Annotated in this window: 15 protein-coding genes and 1 riboswitch; of the genes, 9 read left to right on the plus strand and 6 right to left on the minus strand. The window is 67.5% G+C overall.

Features of this window, described 5'->3' with window-relative positions; translation table 11 throughout:
* Positions 1–46: 46 nt before the first annotated feature.
* The 4 genes from manA to NA10_RS22835 form a co-directional block, all read right to left on the minus strand.
* Positions 47–1282: a mannose-6-phosphate isomerase, class I gene (manA, locus tag NA10_RS22820; RefSeq protein ID WP_067571256.1), complete on the minus strand. Its 1236-nt coding sequence runs from the start codon at positions 1280–1282 to the stop codon at positions 47–49.
* Positions 1282–2460: a tobH protein gene (locus tag NA10_RS22825; RefSeq protein ID WP_067571258.1), complete on the minus strand. Its 1179-nt coding sequence runs from the start codon at positions 2458–2460 to the stop codon at positions 1282–1284. The genes manA and NA10_RS22825 overlap by 1 nt, the downstream gene beginning before the upstream one ends.
* A 74-nt stretch (positions 2461–2534) precedes the next feature.
* Positions 2535–3911: a phosphomannomutase/phosphoglucomutase gene (locus NA10_RS22830; RefSeq protein WP_067571260.1), complete on the minus strand. Its 1377-nt coding sequence runs from the start codon at positions 3909–3911 to the stop codon at positions 2535–2537.
* 73 nt (positions 3912–3984) lie between these two features.
* Positions 3985–4365, minus strand: coding sequence for a DUF3499 domain-containing protein (locus NA10_RS22835; protein ID WP_067571307.1), 381 nt, complete (start codon positions 4363–4365; stop codon positions 3985–3987).
* 253 nt (positions 4366–4618) lie between these two features.
* On the opposite strand from NA10_RS22835, the gene NA10_RS22840 reads away from it, so the two are divergent.
* Complete coding sequence (locus NA10_RS22840; RefSeq protein ID WP_194853038.1) at positions 4619–5098, plus strand: metallopeptidase family protein; 480 nt, start codon at positions 4619–4621, stop codon at positions 5096–5098.
* A gap of 83 nt (positions 5099–5181) precedes the next feature.
* On the opposite strand, the gene NA10_RS37640 is transcribed toward NA10_RS22840, so the two are convergent.
* Positions 5182–5409 (minus strand): WhiB family transcriptional regulator, encoded by a 228-nt coding sequence (locus tag NA10_RS37640; protein ID WP_040861059.1) that lies wholly within the window; start codon positions 5407–5409, stop codon positions 5182–5184.
* Positions 5410–6041: 632 nt separating this feature from the next.
* Between NA10_RS37640 and cofD the strand changes: the two genes are divergently transcribed.
* The 4 genes from cofD to NA10_RS22865 all read left to right on the plus strand — a co-directional run bounded on the left by cofD (position 6042) and on the right by NA10_RS22865 (position 9983).
* Positions 6042–7001, plus strand: coding sequence for a 2-phospho-L-lactate transferase (gene cofD / locus NA10_RS22850; protein ID WP_067571311.1), 960 nt, complete (start codon positions 6042–6044; stop codon positions 6999–7001).
* Positions 7002–7150: 149 nt separating this feature from the next.
* Positions 7151–8530: a coenzyme F420-0:L-glutamate ligase gene (locus NA10_RS22855; protein ID WP_067571264.1), complete on the plus strand. Its 1380-nt coding sequence runs from the start codon at positions 7151–7153 to the stop codon at positions 8528–8530.
* 163 nt (positions 8531–8693) lie between these two features.
* The gene (locus NA10_RS22860) at positions 8694–9212 is read left to right on the plus strand and encodes an NUDIX hydrolase (RefSeq protein ID WP_067571267.1); all 519 of its coding nucleotides are present in this window, start codon (positions 8694–8696) and stop codon (positions 9210–9212) included.
* Between the two features lie 69 nt (positions 9213–9281).
* A riboswitch (FMN riboswitch) is annotated at positions 9282–9447 on the plus strand.
* Between the two features lie 80 nt (positions 9448–9527).
* Entirely contained in the window at positions 9528–9983 is a 456-nt protein-coding gene (locus NA10_RS22865) for a 6,7-dimethyl-8-ribityllumazine synthase (protein ID WP_067571269.1), read from the plus strand.
* 114 nt (positions 9984–10097) lie between these two features.
* Here the strand turns inward: NA10_RS22865 and NA10_RS22870 are convergent, their stop codons facing one another.
* Entirely contained in the window at positions 10098–11456 is a 1359-nt protein-coding gene (locus tag NA10_RS22870) for a cation:dicarboxylate symporter family transporter (protein WP_067571271.1), read from the minus strand.
* A 144-nt stretch (positions 11457–11600) separates the two neighbouring features.
* Here NA10_RS22870 and NA10_RS22875 point away from each other — a divergent pair, with 144 nt between their 5' ends.
* From NA10_RS22875 to NA10_RS22890, 4 genes are all read left to right on the plus strand, one after another.
* On the plus strand, positions 11601–13184 hold the full coding sequence (locus NA10_RS22875; protein WP_067571273.1) for a sensor histidine kinase: 1584 nt from the start codon (positions 11601–11603) through the stop codon (positions 13182–13184).
* A gap of 9 nt (positions 13185–13193) precedes the next feature.
* Positions 13194–13886, plus strand: coding sequence for a response regulator (locus NA10_RS22880; RefSeq protein WP_067571275.1), 693 nt, complete (start codon positions 13194–13196; stop codon positions 13884–13886).
* Between the two features lie 191 nt (positions 13887–14077).
* A complete protein-coding gene (locus tag NA10_RS22885) occupies positions 14078–15241 on the plus strand; it encodes an alkane 1-monooxygenase (RefSeq protein WP_067571277.1) in 1164 nt (387 codons plus the stop codon).
* Between the two features lie 75 nt (positions 15242–15316).
* A partial coding sequence (locus NA10_RS22890) for an adenosylhomocysteinase (protein WP_174562545.1) occupies positions 15317–16006 on the plus strand: 690 nt, incomplete at its 3' end.

Consider the following 16006-nt stretch of genomic DNA (forward strand, 5'->3'; position numbering starts at 1 on the left):
GCCTAGGCCGCACCGGTCCGCACACCCGGGACGGACGGGTTCGTGGTCAGTCTTCGTCGACGGTTGCGCAGAACAGCTGTGCGGGGCCGTCTATCGCCTGGGCGCGAATTGCGCCGTCGGAGGCGGAGATCCAGGCCGCGTGCCCGCGGTCGACGCGGAGTTCGTCGCGGCCCTGGAGGAAGCGGATGGTGCCGTGCGTGCACAGGGCGATGCCCGGGCCGGTGTGCGGAATGGCGATCGGGTCGGCGTCGGCGGCGAGTTCGAATCGGCTCAGCGCGAATTCGGGGGCGGGGGTGTGGTATTGGAAGACGCCCTCGCCCAGGGCTTCCGGCTCGATGATGGGCAGGTCCAGCGGCTCGAAGTCCAGCACCCGCAGCAGTTCGGGGACGTCCACGTGCTTGGGGGTGAGCCCGCCGCGCAACACGTTGTCGGAGTTGGCCATGATCTCCACGCCGACCCCGCGCAGGTACGCGTGCAGATTTCCGGCGGCCAGGAACAGGCCCTCACCCGGTTCGAGGGTGACGCGGTTGAGCAGCAGCGCGGCCAGCGTCCCCGCATCGCCGGGATACGCCTCGGCGAGTTCGAGTACGGTGCGCACCTCGGCGGTGAATTCCTTTCGCGCACCATTGGTTCCGGTGTCCCGCTCGGAGAGATAGCGCACGCAGCCGTCCAGCACCTTGGGCAGCAGCTTGCTCAGACTGGCCTGCGGGAGGGCGATCCAGGTGGTGAACAGGGTCCGCAATCCGGCCGAATCGGGTTGCGCGCCGAGCAGATCCGCATAGGACTCCAGTTCGGGCACCTCGAGCGCGTGCAGCAGCCGCACCGTTTTCACCGGTTCCCGGAATCCGGCCAGCGCCTCGAACCGGTCCAGCGCCACCACGAGTTCGGGCTTGTGGTTCTCGTCCCGGTAGTTCCGCATCGGCGAATCGATGGGCACCCCGGCGCTGTTCTCGCGCTGGAAGCCGTGCCGTGCCTGTTCCAGGCTCGGATGCGCCTGTAGCGAGAGCGGTTCCTCGGCGGCCAGGATTTTGAGCAGGAAGGGCAGTCGCCCGCCGAATTCGCCCGCGACAGCGCCGAGTTCGCGCTGCGGATCGGTATTGACCACTTCGAGCAGCGATTGACTGTGACCGTTGATCCGCACCTGCGCGGGATCGGCGGGGTGGGCGCCGAACCAGAGTTCGGCCTCCGGATGCGCGGAAGGAACCGGTCGCCCGCACAGCTGCGCGAGCGCGGTGCGTGAACCCCAGGCATAGGATCGCAGCGCACCAACGAGTTCGTGCACTAGTAGTGTCCCCCGTCGTAGCTACCCGTGGTCGAGGCCGGGCGGGCACCGAGTAGTCGTAGGTAGGCCGCCGCCATCTCCAGCCGAAGCGCAAGTACCGCAAGCTGTTCCAGTTCGCCGCGGTTCGCGGGCGGGCCGGGCGCGGCGCCGAGTTCGGGATCGGCCGACGCGGTCTCGGCATCCACGTTCACCAGTTCGGCGTCGACCAGTCCGGCGTCGGAGCCGAAGACCGCGAGCCGTCGCCGCGCAGCGGACTGATCGGCATCGGAGCTGAGCACGAAGAGCCGCACCTGCTCCACCGGGGCCGGACCGTCCAGTTCCTCGTCGTGGAAGAGCGGATCGAAACCGGGGGCGGCCACACCGGCGGCCTGCACCAAACCGCCGTGCGCGGCAACGGCTTCGGCCAGGGTGACGGCCGAGGTGATCTGCCCGGCCGCGGCCAGCAGCACCTCCGAACCGTGCGCGGCCAGAATCGCGGCGGCGGGGGAATCGCCCGCGAGCACCATGCGCTTGCGCTGCTGCATCCGCGTCGCGAGGGTCTTGGCGGGATTGTGGAACGCCTCGTGCTGCGGTCCGTCGCGCAGCGCCTCGGCATCGAGCAGATCGGCGAGCGCGTTCAGATCGGGCAGCAGCGGCCCGGTGCGATTGGGGTCCACCGCGGCCAGCACCGCCATACCGACCGCCAGATAGCGCAGCAGCCGATTGTGATCGAGCACCCGCACCCGCGGCGGCAGCATGGTGGCCCGGCCCGCGGCGGCGGCGCGCAGCGGTCCCTCGTCGGGGGCGGCGACCACGACCTCGGCGCCGCGGCGCACCGCGAAGTCGACGGCCTCGGCCAGGCGCGGATCCCCCGCGTCATCGCCGGCGACCAGCACCACGTCCAGCGGACCCACCCACGGTGGAATCGCGGTGGCGGCCACCAGCGGCATGCTGGTGCGATCGCCGAGCGCGGCCACCAGCAGTGCGGCGGCGCGGGCGGCCCGCCCGCTTCCGGAGACGAGTACGAGACTGCGCGGGCGTAGCTCCCGCAGTCGGGTGAGCGCGTCCTCGGCGAGTGCCGCGGCGGTCGCGCGAACCAGGGCGCCGCCGGAGGCGGCAGAGCGCAATGTCCCCCCGGCATCCGCCGCCTCCAGCGAGGCGACGTCATCGAGGTCGAGTACAGGTGTCCCAGCGATCATCGGGCGTTGCCACCTCCCCTCATCCGGGTCACCAGACGCTGGTGAATCCAAGCTCTGTGATTCCACTATTCCAGTCAGGCGCGGACGATGCTCAGGATCTCGGTGACGAGTTGGTCTACTTCGTCCTGCGATCGGGCTTCGACGTTGAGTCGAAGCAGCGGTTCGGTATTCGAGGCGCGCAGATTGAACCAGGCGCGGTCGGCGAGTTGCACGGTGACGCCGTCCATCCGATCCACCGACTTGGCGCGTGCGCCGAACGCCTCGAGTACCGCCACGGTCCGCTCCTTCGCATCAGCCACTGTGGAGTTGATCTCTCCGGAGGCCGCATATGTTGCATACGCGGACGCGAGTTCGGACATCGGCCGGTCCTTGGCGCCCAGCACGGCCAGGACGTGCAGTGCCGCCAGCATGCCGGAATCGGCGCCCCAGAAATCGCGGAAGTAGTAGTGCGCGGAATGCTCGCCGCCGAAGATCGCCCCGGTCGAGGCCATCTGCTGCTTGATGAACGAATGCCCGACCCGGGTGCGCACCGGGGTGCCGCCGAGTTCGGTCACCAGTTCCGGCACCGCCTGCGAGGTGATCAGATTGTGGATGATGGTCGCGCCCGGCTCCTTGGCCAGTTCGCGCTCGGCCACCAGCCCGGTGATGGCGGACGGGGAGACCGGATCGCCGTTCTCGTCCACCACGAAGCAGCGGTCGGCATCGCCGTCGAAGGCCAGGCCGATATCCGCGCCGGTCTTGCGGACGTACTCCTGCAGATCCACCAGATTCTTCGGATCCAGCGGATTGGCTTCATGATTCGGGAAATTGCCGTCGAGTTCGAAGTACAGCGGTTCGACGGTGAACTGCGGCAGCGAGCCGAGTACGGCCGGAACGGTGAAGCCGCCCATGCCATTACCGGCGTCCACCGCGATGCGCAGCGGGCGCGCCGAGCTGAGATCGACCAGCTTGTGCAGGAATTCGGCGTACGCCGAGAGCAGATCCTGTTCGGTGGCGGTACCGCGCGGACCGTCGAAATCGGGCACGCCCGCGATGACCTCATCGGAGATGGTGGCCAGTCCGGTGTCCTGTCCGACCGGCAGCGCCTTGGCCCGGCACAGCTTGATCCCGTTGTACTCGGCCGGATTGTGCGAGGCGGTGAACATCGCGCCCGGGCACTCCAGGTGGCCGGAGGCGAAGTACAGCTCGTCGGTGGAGGCCAGGCCGATATGGACCACGTCCAGGCCCTGAGCCAGCACGCCGTCGGCGAAGGCGGCGGAGAGTTCGGGGGAGGAGTCGCGCATATCGTGGCCGATCACCACGCGCTGCGCGCCTTCGCTCCGCATCAGTCGTGCGAATGATCCGCCCACGTCACGGACGAATGCCGAGTCGATCTGTTCACCGACCACGCCGCGGACGTCATACGCCTTGATGACTGCATGCACGGACTCGGCGGAGCGGGGCTCTGTCATGTCACCCACCCTAGTAGAGGAGGGCGAGGAGTCGAATTCGGTGCTGGGGTACATGTCCCGTGAGCTTCGTGGCTCAGTTGGGCGGGTCCGGGAGTACCCGTAGGTGCCCGCGTCTACCGGTGCGATTGGGGCGCTGGGTGGCGGCCGGATAGTCGGTGTAGCCGCGCGGGTCGGGTTCCGGTGTGCGGCGGCGCAATCCGGCTTCGCGGACGGCCTCGGCCAGCGCGGTCAGGTCATCGTCGTCGGGGGTGCCGGAGGAGAAGCCGCCCTCGTGCTTGACCAGTTCCCAGCCCTTGGGGGCGGTGATGCGGGAGGCATGTGTTTCGCAGAGGTCCCAGGAGTGCGGTTCGGCGACGGTGACCAGTGGTCCGACCACTGCCATCGAGTCCGAGTACACATAGGTCAGCGTCGCAACGGCCGGATTCTTGCAGCCTGGACGGCAGCAACGACGCATGGGAATCACGCCATGCAGGGTAACCCTCCGGGCGCGCCGAGGGGGATAGACACGCTCAATGAGGTCGGCCTCACTTCAGATTCGCGCCATCCTTCAGGCACCTCACCCTGAGCGACATCATCCCAAAGGTTCGCGGCCGTCCCGATTCTGGACCGAGGGCAGCGGAGGAGCGCAGGGAGGCAAGAACCGGGACTTCGCGTCCGCGAACCCGCGTCGCCGGAGGCGGCGCAGATGGACACAGTAGATTCGTGTTATGACCCGTTCACGTAAGAGGCCGCCGACAGCGCGGTCCGTCATCCGCCGCGGGCGGGGTGTGCGCGGTCCCATGTTGCCGCCGACGGTCCCTGCCCGGCGCACGCGCGGGCAGCAGTTCGACCGTCTGGTGCTGGAGGCGTTCGCGCCGCTGGAGAGCCGCTGGCACGATCAGCTCACCAAATTGGATATCGCGGTCGACGATGTGCCGAAAATCCGTCCGCTGCACCCGGATTCGGTGACGTGGCCGGATGAGGTCGTTGCCGACGGCCCGGTGCCCCTGTCGCGCCTCATCCCGGCAGGGGTGGACCGCTACGGCCAGGCGACCCGCGCCCGAGTTGTCCTTTTCCGCAAGCCGTTGGAGCTGCGCGCGGGTGATCCGGACGATTTGGTGGATCTGCTGCGCGAGGTTCTCGTCCAGCAGATCGCCACCTACCTCGGAGTGGAACCGGACGTGATAGACCCGGAACCGGGGGAATAACTCCGGAAACCTGAGGCGGTACTGAAAACAGCTACCGCTCAACATGTTTCAGGCTGCTGCGCCGGTGGCGCAGCAGCCGCCGGTCAGATGATTCCGCGCTTCAAGCGCCGGCGCTCGCGCTCGGAGAGGCCGCCCCAGATGCCGAACCGCTCATCGTTGGCCAGCGCGTACTCCAGGCATTCGTCGCGGACCTCGCACCCCATGCAGATGCGCTTGGCCTCGCGGGTGGAGCCGCCCTTCTCCGGGAAGAACGCCTCCGGGTCGGTCTGGGCGCAGAGCGCCCGTTCCTGCCACTGCTCCGCCTCGGTCATCTCACGACCGCCTCGGGAAAAACTGTCGAACGCTTCATCATTGCCCGTGACGATCAGGCTCAGGCGCGGTGGTTCGGGCTGGTACTGCGCACGAGCCCATTGACCGCCCCCCGGCCGTATCGTCATCGGTTCACCCCCCTCGATTCCGTTCCAAGCATCGGCGCAGAAGTCAGGTGCTGCGCCAGCTGTCGAATCGGTTTGCGATACACCGCCTGGAATATTCGACGGGGCCAGCTCATCGGCCATCGCTCCGCCTCCTCACTGTGTGTTAGCGCAGAATGATTAATCCGTCGGAACCGATCCCACCGACGGCCCAACACCGCGACGTAGTCCCGCGGCCATCCCCGAGCTGTTCGCCATTCCGAATGTGCGAACGCATGTTCGAAATACCGTCCGCGCCTTGAGCTCTCGCGCGGACCCGGAATGACATGCCTGTGATTAGACACGCCGGGCGTGGCGATGGTCAAGCCGCCGAAGCTATTCCGTTACCATCTCGGACCCCCTTCGGCGAGGTTCTCGCAGATCAGACAGCAAATTCACAGCAAATATCCCCTGGGGCGTGTCCGCACTCGAACCGCATAGGCTGTGCGGATGTGACTCGAGAACAAGCGGACACCGCACCCGGCACCGGTCTGCGGATCGCGGTATTGGTCGGCGGAGTGGGCGGCGCGCGATTCCTGCAGGGCGTGCGCGCACTGGTCCCCGGGGCCGAGACGACCGCCATTGTGAATGTCGGTGACGACGTCTGGATGCACGGTCTGCGCATCTGTCCTGACCTGGACACCTGCATGTATACCCTGGGCGGGGGCATCGATCCCGAACGCGGCTGGGGTCATGCGAACGAGACGTGGAACGCCAAGGAGGAATTGGCGAAATATCACGCTCAGCCCGATTGGTTCGGACTGGGTGATCGCGATATCGCGACCCATCTCATTCGCACCGAAATGCTGCGTCAGGGGTACCCGCTCTCCGCGGTGACCGAGGCCCTGTGTAAACGCTGGGAGCCCGGTGTGCGATTGCTGCCCGCGACCGACGATCGGTCCGAAACGCACGTTGTTATCGGGGACCCGGAGAGCCCTGGCGAACGTCGCGCGATCCATTTCCAGGAGTGGTGGGTCCGGTACCGAGCAAACGTAGAGACCCATGGATTCGTGACTATTGGGGCGGATCAAGCAAAACCGGCCCCCGGTGTGACGGAAATCATAGCGGCCGCCGACGTCGTGTTATTGGCCCCCTCGAACCCCGTGGTGAGCATCGGATCCATCCTGGCCGTGCCCGGGATTCGGGGCGCGCTGCGCACCACCGACGCCAAGGTGATCGGCCTGTCTCCGGTGATCGACGGAAAACCGTTGCGCGGCATGGCCGATGAATGCCTGTCCGTCATCGGCGTCGAGACCAGCGCCGTGGCCGTCGGCAACCATTACGGCGCGCGCACCGGCACCGGCATCCTCGACGGCTGGCTCATTCACAGCACCGATACCGCGAACGTGCCCGGCGTCGAGGTGCGCAGCGTGCCACTGCTCATGTCCGATCCCGCCGCCACCGCCGAGATGGTGCGCCAGGCCCTGGACATCGCGGGCCTGAAACCGTGAGCGCGCCAACGGGAATGCCGTATGACCTGGTGCGGGCCGCGGTTCGGCGGGCATGAAACCATGAGCTCGGAACGGAAGACGCCGGATGCCGCGCGGCGGTGCGGGACGCACCGCGCGCCGTGGGCCATCGACCTCGCGGGAGTGCAATCGTGACAACGGAATCGAATTCGCCCGGCGGTGCCGCCGCGCCCGGCGATCACGCCTCGGGCGGGGAGCTGCGCATCCTGCCGATCACCGGGCTGCCCGAGTTCCGTCCGGGCGATGACATCGCCGAACATATTGCGGCACACGCGCCTTGGCTGCGGGACGGCGATGTGCTGGTGGTGACCAGCAAGATCGTCTCGAAGGTCGAGGGGCGCATTGTCAGCGCACCGGTCGATCCCGAGGAGCGCGACGCCGCGCGCCGCGAACTCGTCCAGCGGGAGGCGGTGCGCGTGCTCGCGCGCAAGAACCGCACCCTCATCACCGAGAACAAACTCGGCATCGTGCAGGCAGCCTCCGGGGTGGACGGCTCAAATGTCGAAAAGGGCGAATTGGTGCTGCTGCCGGTGGATCCGGACGCCAGCGCCAAGGCGTTGCGCGCCGCGCTCGCCGAACGCCTCGGCGTGCGCGTGGCCGTGGTCGTCACCGACACCATGGGCCGGGCCTGGCGCAACGGCCAGATCGACGCGGCCATCGGCTCATCGGGGCTGCGGGTCATGCACGACTACGACGGTGCGATCGACGGACAGGGCAATGAACTGCACGTCACCCTCGTCGCCATCGCCGATGAACTGGCCGCGGCGGCGGATCTGGTGAAGGGCAAACTGGGCGCGGTTCCGGTCGCGGTGGTGCGCGGACTCGAATACACCGACGACGGGTCCGGCGCGGTCGATCTGCTGCGCCGGGGCGAGGAGGATCTGTTCTGGCTCGGCACCGAGGAGGCCATCGCGCGCGGGCGCGGCGAGGCGCTGCTCATGCGCCGGTCGGTACGCCAATTCGCCGATGCCGCAGTCGATCCCGAGCTGATCCGGGCTGCCGTGGGCGAGGCGCTCACCGCACCCGCCCCGCATCACACCCGCCCGGTGCGGTTCGTCTGGCTGCGCACGCGCGGCCTGCGCGATCGACTGCTGGAGGCCATGGCGGACAAGTGGCGCGAGGATCTCGCCGGTGACGGACTCTCGGCCGAGCGCGCCGAGAAGCGAGTCGCGCGCGGCCGCATCCTGTTCGACGCCCCGGAGGTGATCATCCCGTTCTGTGTGCCCGACGGCGCGCATGACTATCCGGACGAACGCCGCCGCGCCAATGAGGCCACCATGTTCAACGTGGCGGTGGGTGCGGCCGTGCAGGGCCTGCTGGTCTCCCTGGCCACCAAGGGTGTCGGCAGCTGCTGGATAGGCTCCACCATCTTCGCCCCGGAGATCACCCGTGCGGTCCTGGGCCTGGCACCGGATTGGAATCCCTTGGGAGCCATAGCGATCGGCTACCCCGTGGAAGTACTCGCCCCGCGTGATCCGCGCGAGCCCGGCATCGGACTGGTGGAGCTGTGAGGGCTGTGGATCCCGGCCGAGAAACGCGCCGGGATGACGGAGCCCGGGTGGCGCGCCGGGATGACGGAGCCCGGGTGGCGCGCCGGGATGACGGAGCAGGGGTGGCGCGCCGGGATGACTCGGCCCGGGTGGCGCGCCGGGATGACTTGGCCGGAGTTCTCCTGTGAGCGCGGAATCGTTGCACAGGTCGGCGACCGAGCTGCTCGAAACCTGGCCTCCGGCAAGCGGTCCCGAGCAGTCGCTGCGGGAGGCGATGCTGGCGTTCCTGGGGTCCGCGCCGCGCGGCTGTCTGCGCGAGCACGCGGCGGGGCATATCACCGCCTCGGCGATCGTGCTCTCGCACGACGAGTCGCAGGTGTTGCTGACGCTGCATCCCCGGGTGGGCCGGTGGATTCAGCTGGGCGGGCACTGCGAGGAGTCCGACGATACGGTCGCCGCCGCCGCGTTCCGGGAGGCCACCGAGGAGTCCGGGATCGCGGGGCTGACCCTCGAGTCCGGGCTGTACGGGGCGCAGGCGCATCCGATCACCTGCTCCCTGGGCGTGCCCACCCGGCACCTGGATCTGCTTTTCAAGATCAAGGCTCCGGAAGGCGCTGTGCCCGTGCGCAGTTCGGAATCCACCGATCTGCGCTGGTGGCCGGTGGACGCCCTGCCCGCCGATGCGGACGTGCCGCTGTACTGACCGGTGAGCGGGCCCGCACCGGCGTCACATTGATTACGGCCGGGTCAGCGCCTAGAGTCCGAAACCGTAAGACGTTCTCAGGGCGGGGTGGAAATCCCCACCGGCGGTCATGGCGTCCGGCCTATCCGGCACGCATGAGCCCGCGAGCGCCGCACCCTTCTCGGAGGGCGCGGGTCAGCAGATTCCGGTGCGATCCCGGAGCCGACGGTCACAGTCCGGATGAAAGAGAACGCGACGGTTCGCACCTGTCCGCGTCAGCGGCTGGGCGTGTTCGCGTCGTCATGCCCTGGGTGACAACGCGAACAGGAGATACTCATGTCACCCATCACCGAGTCCCGTCGGATCGCCGTCATCGCCGCGCGCTGGCATGCGGAGATCGTGGACAATGCCGTCGAGGCCGCCCGCGCGGGGCTGGCCGAACGCGGCTACACCGAGGTCGATGTGATCGAGGTGCCCGGTGCGTTCGAAATCCCTTTGCGGGCACAGCGTCTGGCCAAGAGCGGTCGCTATGCCGCGGTCGCCGCGTGCGCGCTGGTCGTGGACGGTGGTATCTACCGGCACGATTTCGTGGCCGCCACCGTGGTCGACGCGCTCATGCGGGTCCAGTTGGACACCGATGTGCCGGTCTTCTCGGCGGTGCTCACCCCGCACCATTTCCATGAACACGACGAGCATCTGACCTATTACTCGCGGCATTTCACGGTGAAGGGCGGCGAATTGGCGAACGCCATCGCCGCCACCCTCGCCCTGGACACCGTTCCGGTCGGCTGAGACGACGCAGTCCCGCACCCTCGAGATCGCGGAGGCGAGGGTGCGGGACTGCTGCGCTGCGGCGGAACGGCATTGCGCCGCAGCGATTCTGGTTCCGGCGGTGAGCGCGGGCAGCTACGCCGGAACCGGGTCTTTCGCCATGGGCACGGTCGCGGGGTGATCGTCGACCATGGTGGTTTCGTCGAAGGGCAACTGCCGGTCCAGCACCGCGCGCACCCGGGCGGGTTCGATGGTGCCGGTCCAGGTGCCGATGAGCACGGTGGCGACCGCATTGCCCGAGAAGTTGGTCACCGCACGGGCTTCGGACATGAACCGGTCGATGCCGACGATCAAGCCGACGCCGTCCAGCAGTTCCGGGCGATGGCTCTGCAGCCCGCCCGCCAGTGTGGCCAGACCCGCGCCGGTGACACCGGCCGCGCCCTTGGACGCCACGATCATGAAGATCAGCAGGCCGAGCTGTTCGGTCCAGGACAGTGGCTTGTGCATGGCGTCGGCGACGAAGAGCGTGGCCATGGTCAGGTAGATGGCGGTGCCGTCCAGATTGAACGAATACCCGGTCGGCACAACGACACCCACGGTGGAGCGCTCCACGCCCAGATGCTCCATCTTGGCGATCAGGCGCGGTAGCGCCGACTCCGAGGAGGAGGTGGCCACGATCAACAGGTATTCGCGCGCCAGGTACCGCACCAGCTTGAAGATCGACACCCCCGAGACCGCGCGCAGCAGGGCGCCCAGAATGCCGAAGACGAAGACCACGCAGGTGAGATAGAACGCCACCATGAGCAGCGCCAGTTCCTTCACCGCGTCGAGTCCGGTGCGCGCCACCACATTCGCGATCGCGCCGAACGCGCCGATCGGCGCCAGCCACAGAATCATGGTGAGAATCCGGAACACCAGTTTCTGCACCAGTCCGATACCGCGCAGCAGCGGCTCACCGGTCGCGCCCATGGCCTGAATGCCGAAGCCGACCAGCAGCGCCACGAACAGCGTCTGCAGCACCTTGCCGGTGGTCAGGGCGGAGACCAGCGTGGTGGGCACGATGTCCTTGAGGAAATCCCAGGTGCCGCCCGCGCCCTGCGCGTCCTTCACGTACTTGGCGGTCTCCTTCGCGTGCCCGGCGATATCGAGCCCACTGCCCGGATGCAGCAGATTGCCGACCACCAGACCGATGGCCAGGGCCACCGTCGACATGATCAGGAAGTAGGCCAGCGCCATACCGCCGACCTTGCCGACCTTGGCCGCGGCCCGCACCGAACCGATGCCCAGCACGATGGTGCAGAAGATGACCGGCGAGATCATCATCTTGATCAGGTTCACGAACAGGGTGCCGAGCTCGCCCACCTGTTTGCCGAAGCCCGGCGCCAGCCAGCCGACCAGAATGCCCGCCAGCACCGCGGCGATGACGGCCAGGTACAGCCAGTGCGTGCGGTCGCGCCGGTGCGCGGTCTCGGTATTCGGTGTCGTCGTAGTCATTGCTGTTCGGTCCTTCATTTCGGCTGGTGTGAGCCCGCTCACCCCACTGCGTGAAGAATGATGTCCCGGGGCAGTGACGCCGGTCACTGTTTCGTAAGTTTTGTTCACGGAGGTGCGGTGATCGGTCGGAGGACGGACCCGGGTGTGCCCAGGCGCGGGCGCACCGTCGCGGGGCAGGCGTTCGTGGTGCAGGTGGTGGTGCTGGCCGTGGTCATCTGCGTCGGCACCGCGCTGGTGGTCTGGCAGACGCGGCACGCGCAGGACGACGCCACCCGGGCCCGGGTCACCGATATCGCGGTGGCGGTGGCACAGGCGCCCTCCACGCTGGCGGCGGTGCGGAGTCCGGATCCCTCGGCGCTGCTGCAACCGGTCACCGAGGCGATTCGCCGGCAGACCGAGGTCGACTTCATCGTGGTGATGGCGCCCGATCGCACCCGGTACACGCACACCGATCCGGAGCGGATCGGAAAACCGTTCAGCGGCAATATCGAACGGGCGCTGGCGGGGGAGACCTTCACCGAAACCTTCACCGGCACACTGGGTCCGTCGATTCGATCGGTCACGCCGGTGCGCGCCGCGGACGGGTCGGTCGTCGCGCTGGTGTCGGCGGGCGTCACGCGCACGCATATCGGCGCGCAGGTGACCGAGCAGTTGCCGATGATCCTGATCGCCGCCGCCTGCGGTCTGGTGCTGGCGACGCTCGGGGCACTGCTGTTGCGGCGCAGACTGTTACGGCAGACGGTCGGGCTCGCGCCGGGTGAGTTGCGCGCGCTCTACGACCATCACGACGCGGTTCTGCACTCGGTGCACGAGGGTCTGCTGGTCTTCGACAAGACGGGGGAGCGGGCCGAGGTGGTGAACGATCAGGCGCGGCGACTGCTCGAACTTCCGGACGGACCGGTGGGTCGTGCCGATCTGCCGATCTCATTGCAACGCTTGGGGTCCGGGGTGGTGCGCGATGAAATGCATGTCACCGCCGACCGCGTTCTGGTGGTGAACCAGGATGTGGTCGAGTACGGCGGCCGCCGAGTCGGCACCGTGCTCACTCTCCGCGACCATACCGAATTGCGGGATGTGCTGGGTGAATTGAACTCGGTCCGCGGTTTCGCCGAGGCGCTGCGCGCACAGGCGCACGAGGCGGCCAATCGGCTGCACGCGGTCGTGACCATGGTCGAACTGGGCCGTCCCAGGGAGGCCGTCGCCTTCGCCACGGCGGAACTCGAACTCTCCCAGGCGCTCATCGACCGGCTGACCGGTGCGGTCGCCGAACCCGCCGTGGTGGCACTGCTCCTGGGCAAGGTCGAGCAGGCCGCCGAGTACGGCGTGGAGCTGACCGTCACCGGTGACACGCTGTTGGACTCCACCGAACCGCTCACCGCCCACGAAATAGTCACGCTGCTGGGCAATCTAGTCGACAACGCCCTGGATGCCGTGGGTCGCGACGACGACGCCTGGGTGGAGGTGACCGTGCGCCGGGACGAGACCGAACTGTATGTCCGGGTTGCCGACAGCGGACCCGGGATGTCCGAGGAGCTGTTCAGTCGCGCGACCGAGCGTGGCTACTCCACGAAAACCGACCACCACGGTTTGGGATTGGCCCTGGTCCGCCGTCTGGTAGCGCGGCACGACGGTGAACTGCGTGCCGGACGCGAGCCGGAATCCGCTGTCGTGGTGCGATTTTCGCTGCCTCCGGTACCGCCCGAGTCCACGGAGGACGGCGATGGGTAGGGGACGCGCATGATCAAAGTGCTGATCGTGGAGGATGATCCGGCTATCGCCCGGGCGCACCGCTCCTATGTCGAACGGCTGCCAGGATTCGAGGTCGTCGCCGTCGCTCACACCGGACGCGATGCCCTCGCCGCCGCCGGAAGGTCACAGCGCGGTGACAATTCGATAGACCTCGTGCTGATGGATATCGGTTTACCGGATATGAGCGGTCTGGCCGTCGCGGCGGCACTGGCCGGGTTGCGGCCGCGCCCGGACGTCATCGCCGTCACTTCCGCGCGTGATCTCGCCATGGTGCGCGCCGCCGTCGCGCACGGCGTGGTGCTGTATCTGTTGAAGCCCTTCACCTTTGCGGCATTCCGCGAGAAGCTCGAGCGCTATCTCGAATACCGGGCGGCGCTGCCCGCGGGCGAGGCGGCGCTCTCGCAGCAGGACATCGACCGCGCCTTCGGGGTGCTGCGCACGCCGGATCAGCGGGCCACCTCGCCGAAAGGTATTGCGCCGCAGACGATGGAGGAGATCTCGCGGGCCGTGCGCGCGTCGCCGCAAGGGGTGTCGGCGGGGGAGGCAGGGCGAGTCGTCGGCGTTTCGCGGGTTACCGCGTGGCGATACCTGGAACGTCTGGCCGAAGACGGCGTGGTGGAACGCCGGGCGGACTACGGTCGCACCGGGCGGCCACAGGTTCGCTACGTGTGGTTGCACTGAGCTCCGATTCACCGCCGGTTTGCCTGTGATGTGTGGTGACTGCCGTCACATGGTCAGTTGCCCGGGTGGCGATTCGCCTCGGTGTAACAGTTGCCACCTTTGGCGGCCGATCTGTGTTGTAACGGGGATAGAGTCTGTACATATCTACCTGCGAAGTTCTGAGGTATCTAATTAGCGGGGCAAACGTGCAAATGGTCGGCAAACAGTCGGGTTCGCCGGATCCCAAACGACACCTGTGGGTGTTGGGGCTCATCGCCCCTGCGAGTGCTTTGTTGCCCTCACAGCTGGTGCTGCACACCAAGGCCGAGGTGTTCTGGTGGATCGGACCCATCATTGTTCTGATTGTCATACCCGTGCTGGACTGGGTCGTCGGGGAAGACGGCACCAATCCGCGCGATGAGGACTACGAGCTACTCAGCAACGACCGGTACTACCGGTGGTGCACCTACCTGTTCCTGCCCGTCCAGCTGATCGGCCTGCTCATCGCGGCCGTCATGTGGGCGGGTGACGACCTGTCGGTCATCGACAAACTCGGGCTCGCCGCCACCCTCGGCTTCGTCAGCGGTATCGGCATCAACGCCGCGCATGAACTCGGGCACCGGGTGGAGCGGATGGAGCGCTGGCTGTCGAAAATCGCACTGGCGCAGTCGGGTTACGGGCATTTCTTCGTGGAGCACAACCGCGGCCACCACGTGCGTGTCGCCACCCCCGAGGACCCGGCCAGCGCGCGCATGGGCGAGACGCTGTGGGAGTTCCTGCCGCGCAGTGTGATCGGCGGATTCCGTTCGGCCATCAAGCTGGAGCGGGCGCGCCTGCGGCGAAAAGGGCATGGCTGGTGGAGTATTCACAATCACGTGCTGCAGGCCTGGAGTATGACGGTGCTGCTCTTCGGTGGGCTGCTGGGCGGATTCGGGCTGCGCATCCTGCCGTATCTGCTGCTCCAGGCGGTGATCGGCGTCGCACTGCTGGAGACCGTGAACTATGTCGAGCACTACGGGTTGCTGCGGCGTCGGCGACCCAATGGCAATTGGGCGCGGTGCTCGCCCCGGGACAGTTGGAACAGCGACCGCTTGGTCACGAACATCTTCCTGTTCCATCTGCAGCGGCACAGTGATCACCACGCGAATCCGGGACGGCGGTACCAGACTCTGCGCACCTCCGAGGAGGCGCCGCAGCTGCCGGCCGGATACGCCACCATGATCCTGCTGGCCATGTTCCCGCCGCTGTGGCGTCACGTCATGGATGCGCGACTACTCGCCCACTACGGCGGGGACATCTCGCGGGCCAATATCCAACCCCGCAAACGGGGCCGCATCCTCGCCCAGCACGGCGACGGCATGGCGGCGGCGGCCTGACCCTGCGGTCGTGTGTCGTCCATCCGGAGCACCGACTAGCCTTGCGGAGGGAAGCAGGCCGACCAGGAGAGGCAGATGACGACCGCAGTGAGCAGCATGATGACCGCCGATGTCCGCAACGGGATCGACTTCAAGGTGGCGGATCTGTCACTGGCAGAGTTCGGCCGCAAGGAGATTCGGCTCGCCGAGCACGAGATGCCGGGTCTGATGGCCCTGCGTCGCGAGTACCACGATGTGCAGCCGCTGCGCGGCGCGCGCATCTCGGGCTCGTTGCATATGACCGTGCAGACCGCCGTCCTGATCGAGACCCTCGTCGCGCTGGGCGCACAGGTGCGCTGGGCGTCCTGCAATATCTTCTCCACCCAGGATCACGCCGCCGCCGCGATCGTGGTCGGCCCGAACGGCACCGAGGAAGAGCCGCAGGGCATCCCGGTGTTCGCGTGGAAGGGTGAGACCCTCGAGGAGTACTGGTGGGCGGCCGAGCAGATGCTCACCTGGCCCGGCGAGCCCGCGAACATGATCCTCGACGACGGCGGTGACGCCACCATGCTGGTGCTGCGCGGCGCGCAGTTCGAGAAGTCCGGCGTGGTGCCGCCCGAGGACGAGACGCACTCGGACGAGTACAAGGTGTTCCTGAACCTGTTGCGCGCCAGCCTGGAGGCCGACAAGGGCAAGTGGGGCAAGATCGCCGACAGCGTCAAGGGCGTCACCGAGGAGACCACCACCGGCGTGCTGCGGCTGTACCAGTTCGCCGCCGCGGGTGAG

The organism is Nocardia acidivorans NBRC 108247, from assembly GCF_001625085.1.
GTDB classification, from domain to species: Bacteria; Actinomycetota; Actinomycetes; order Mycobacteriales; family Mycobacteriaceae; genus Nocardia; species Nocardia acidivorans.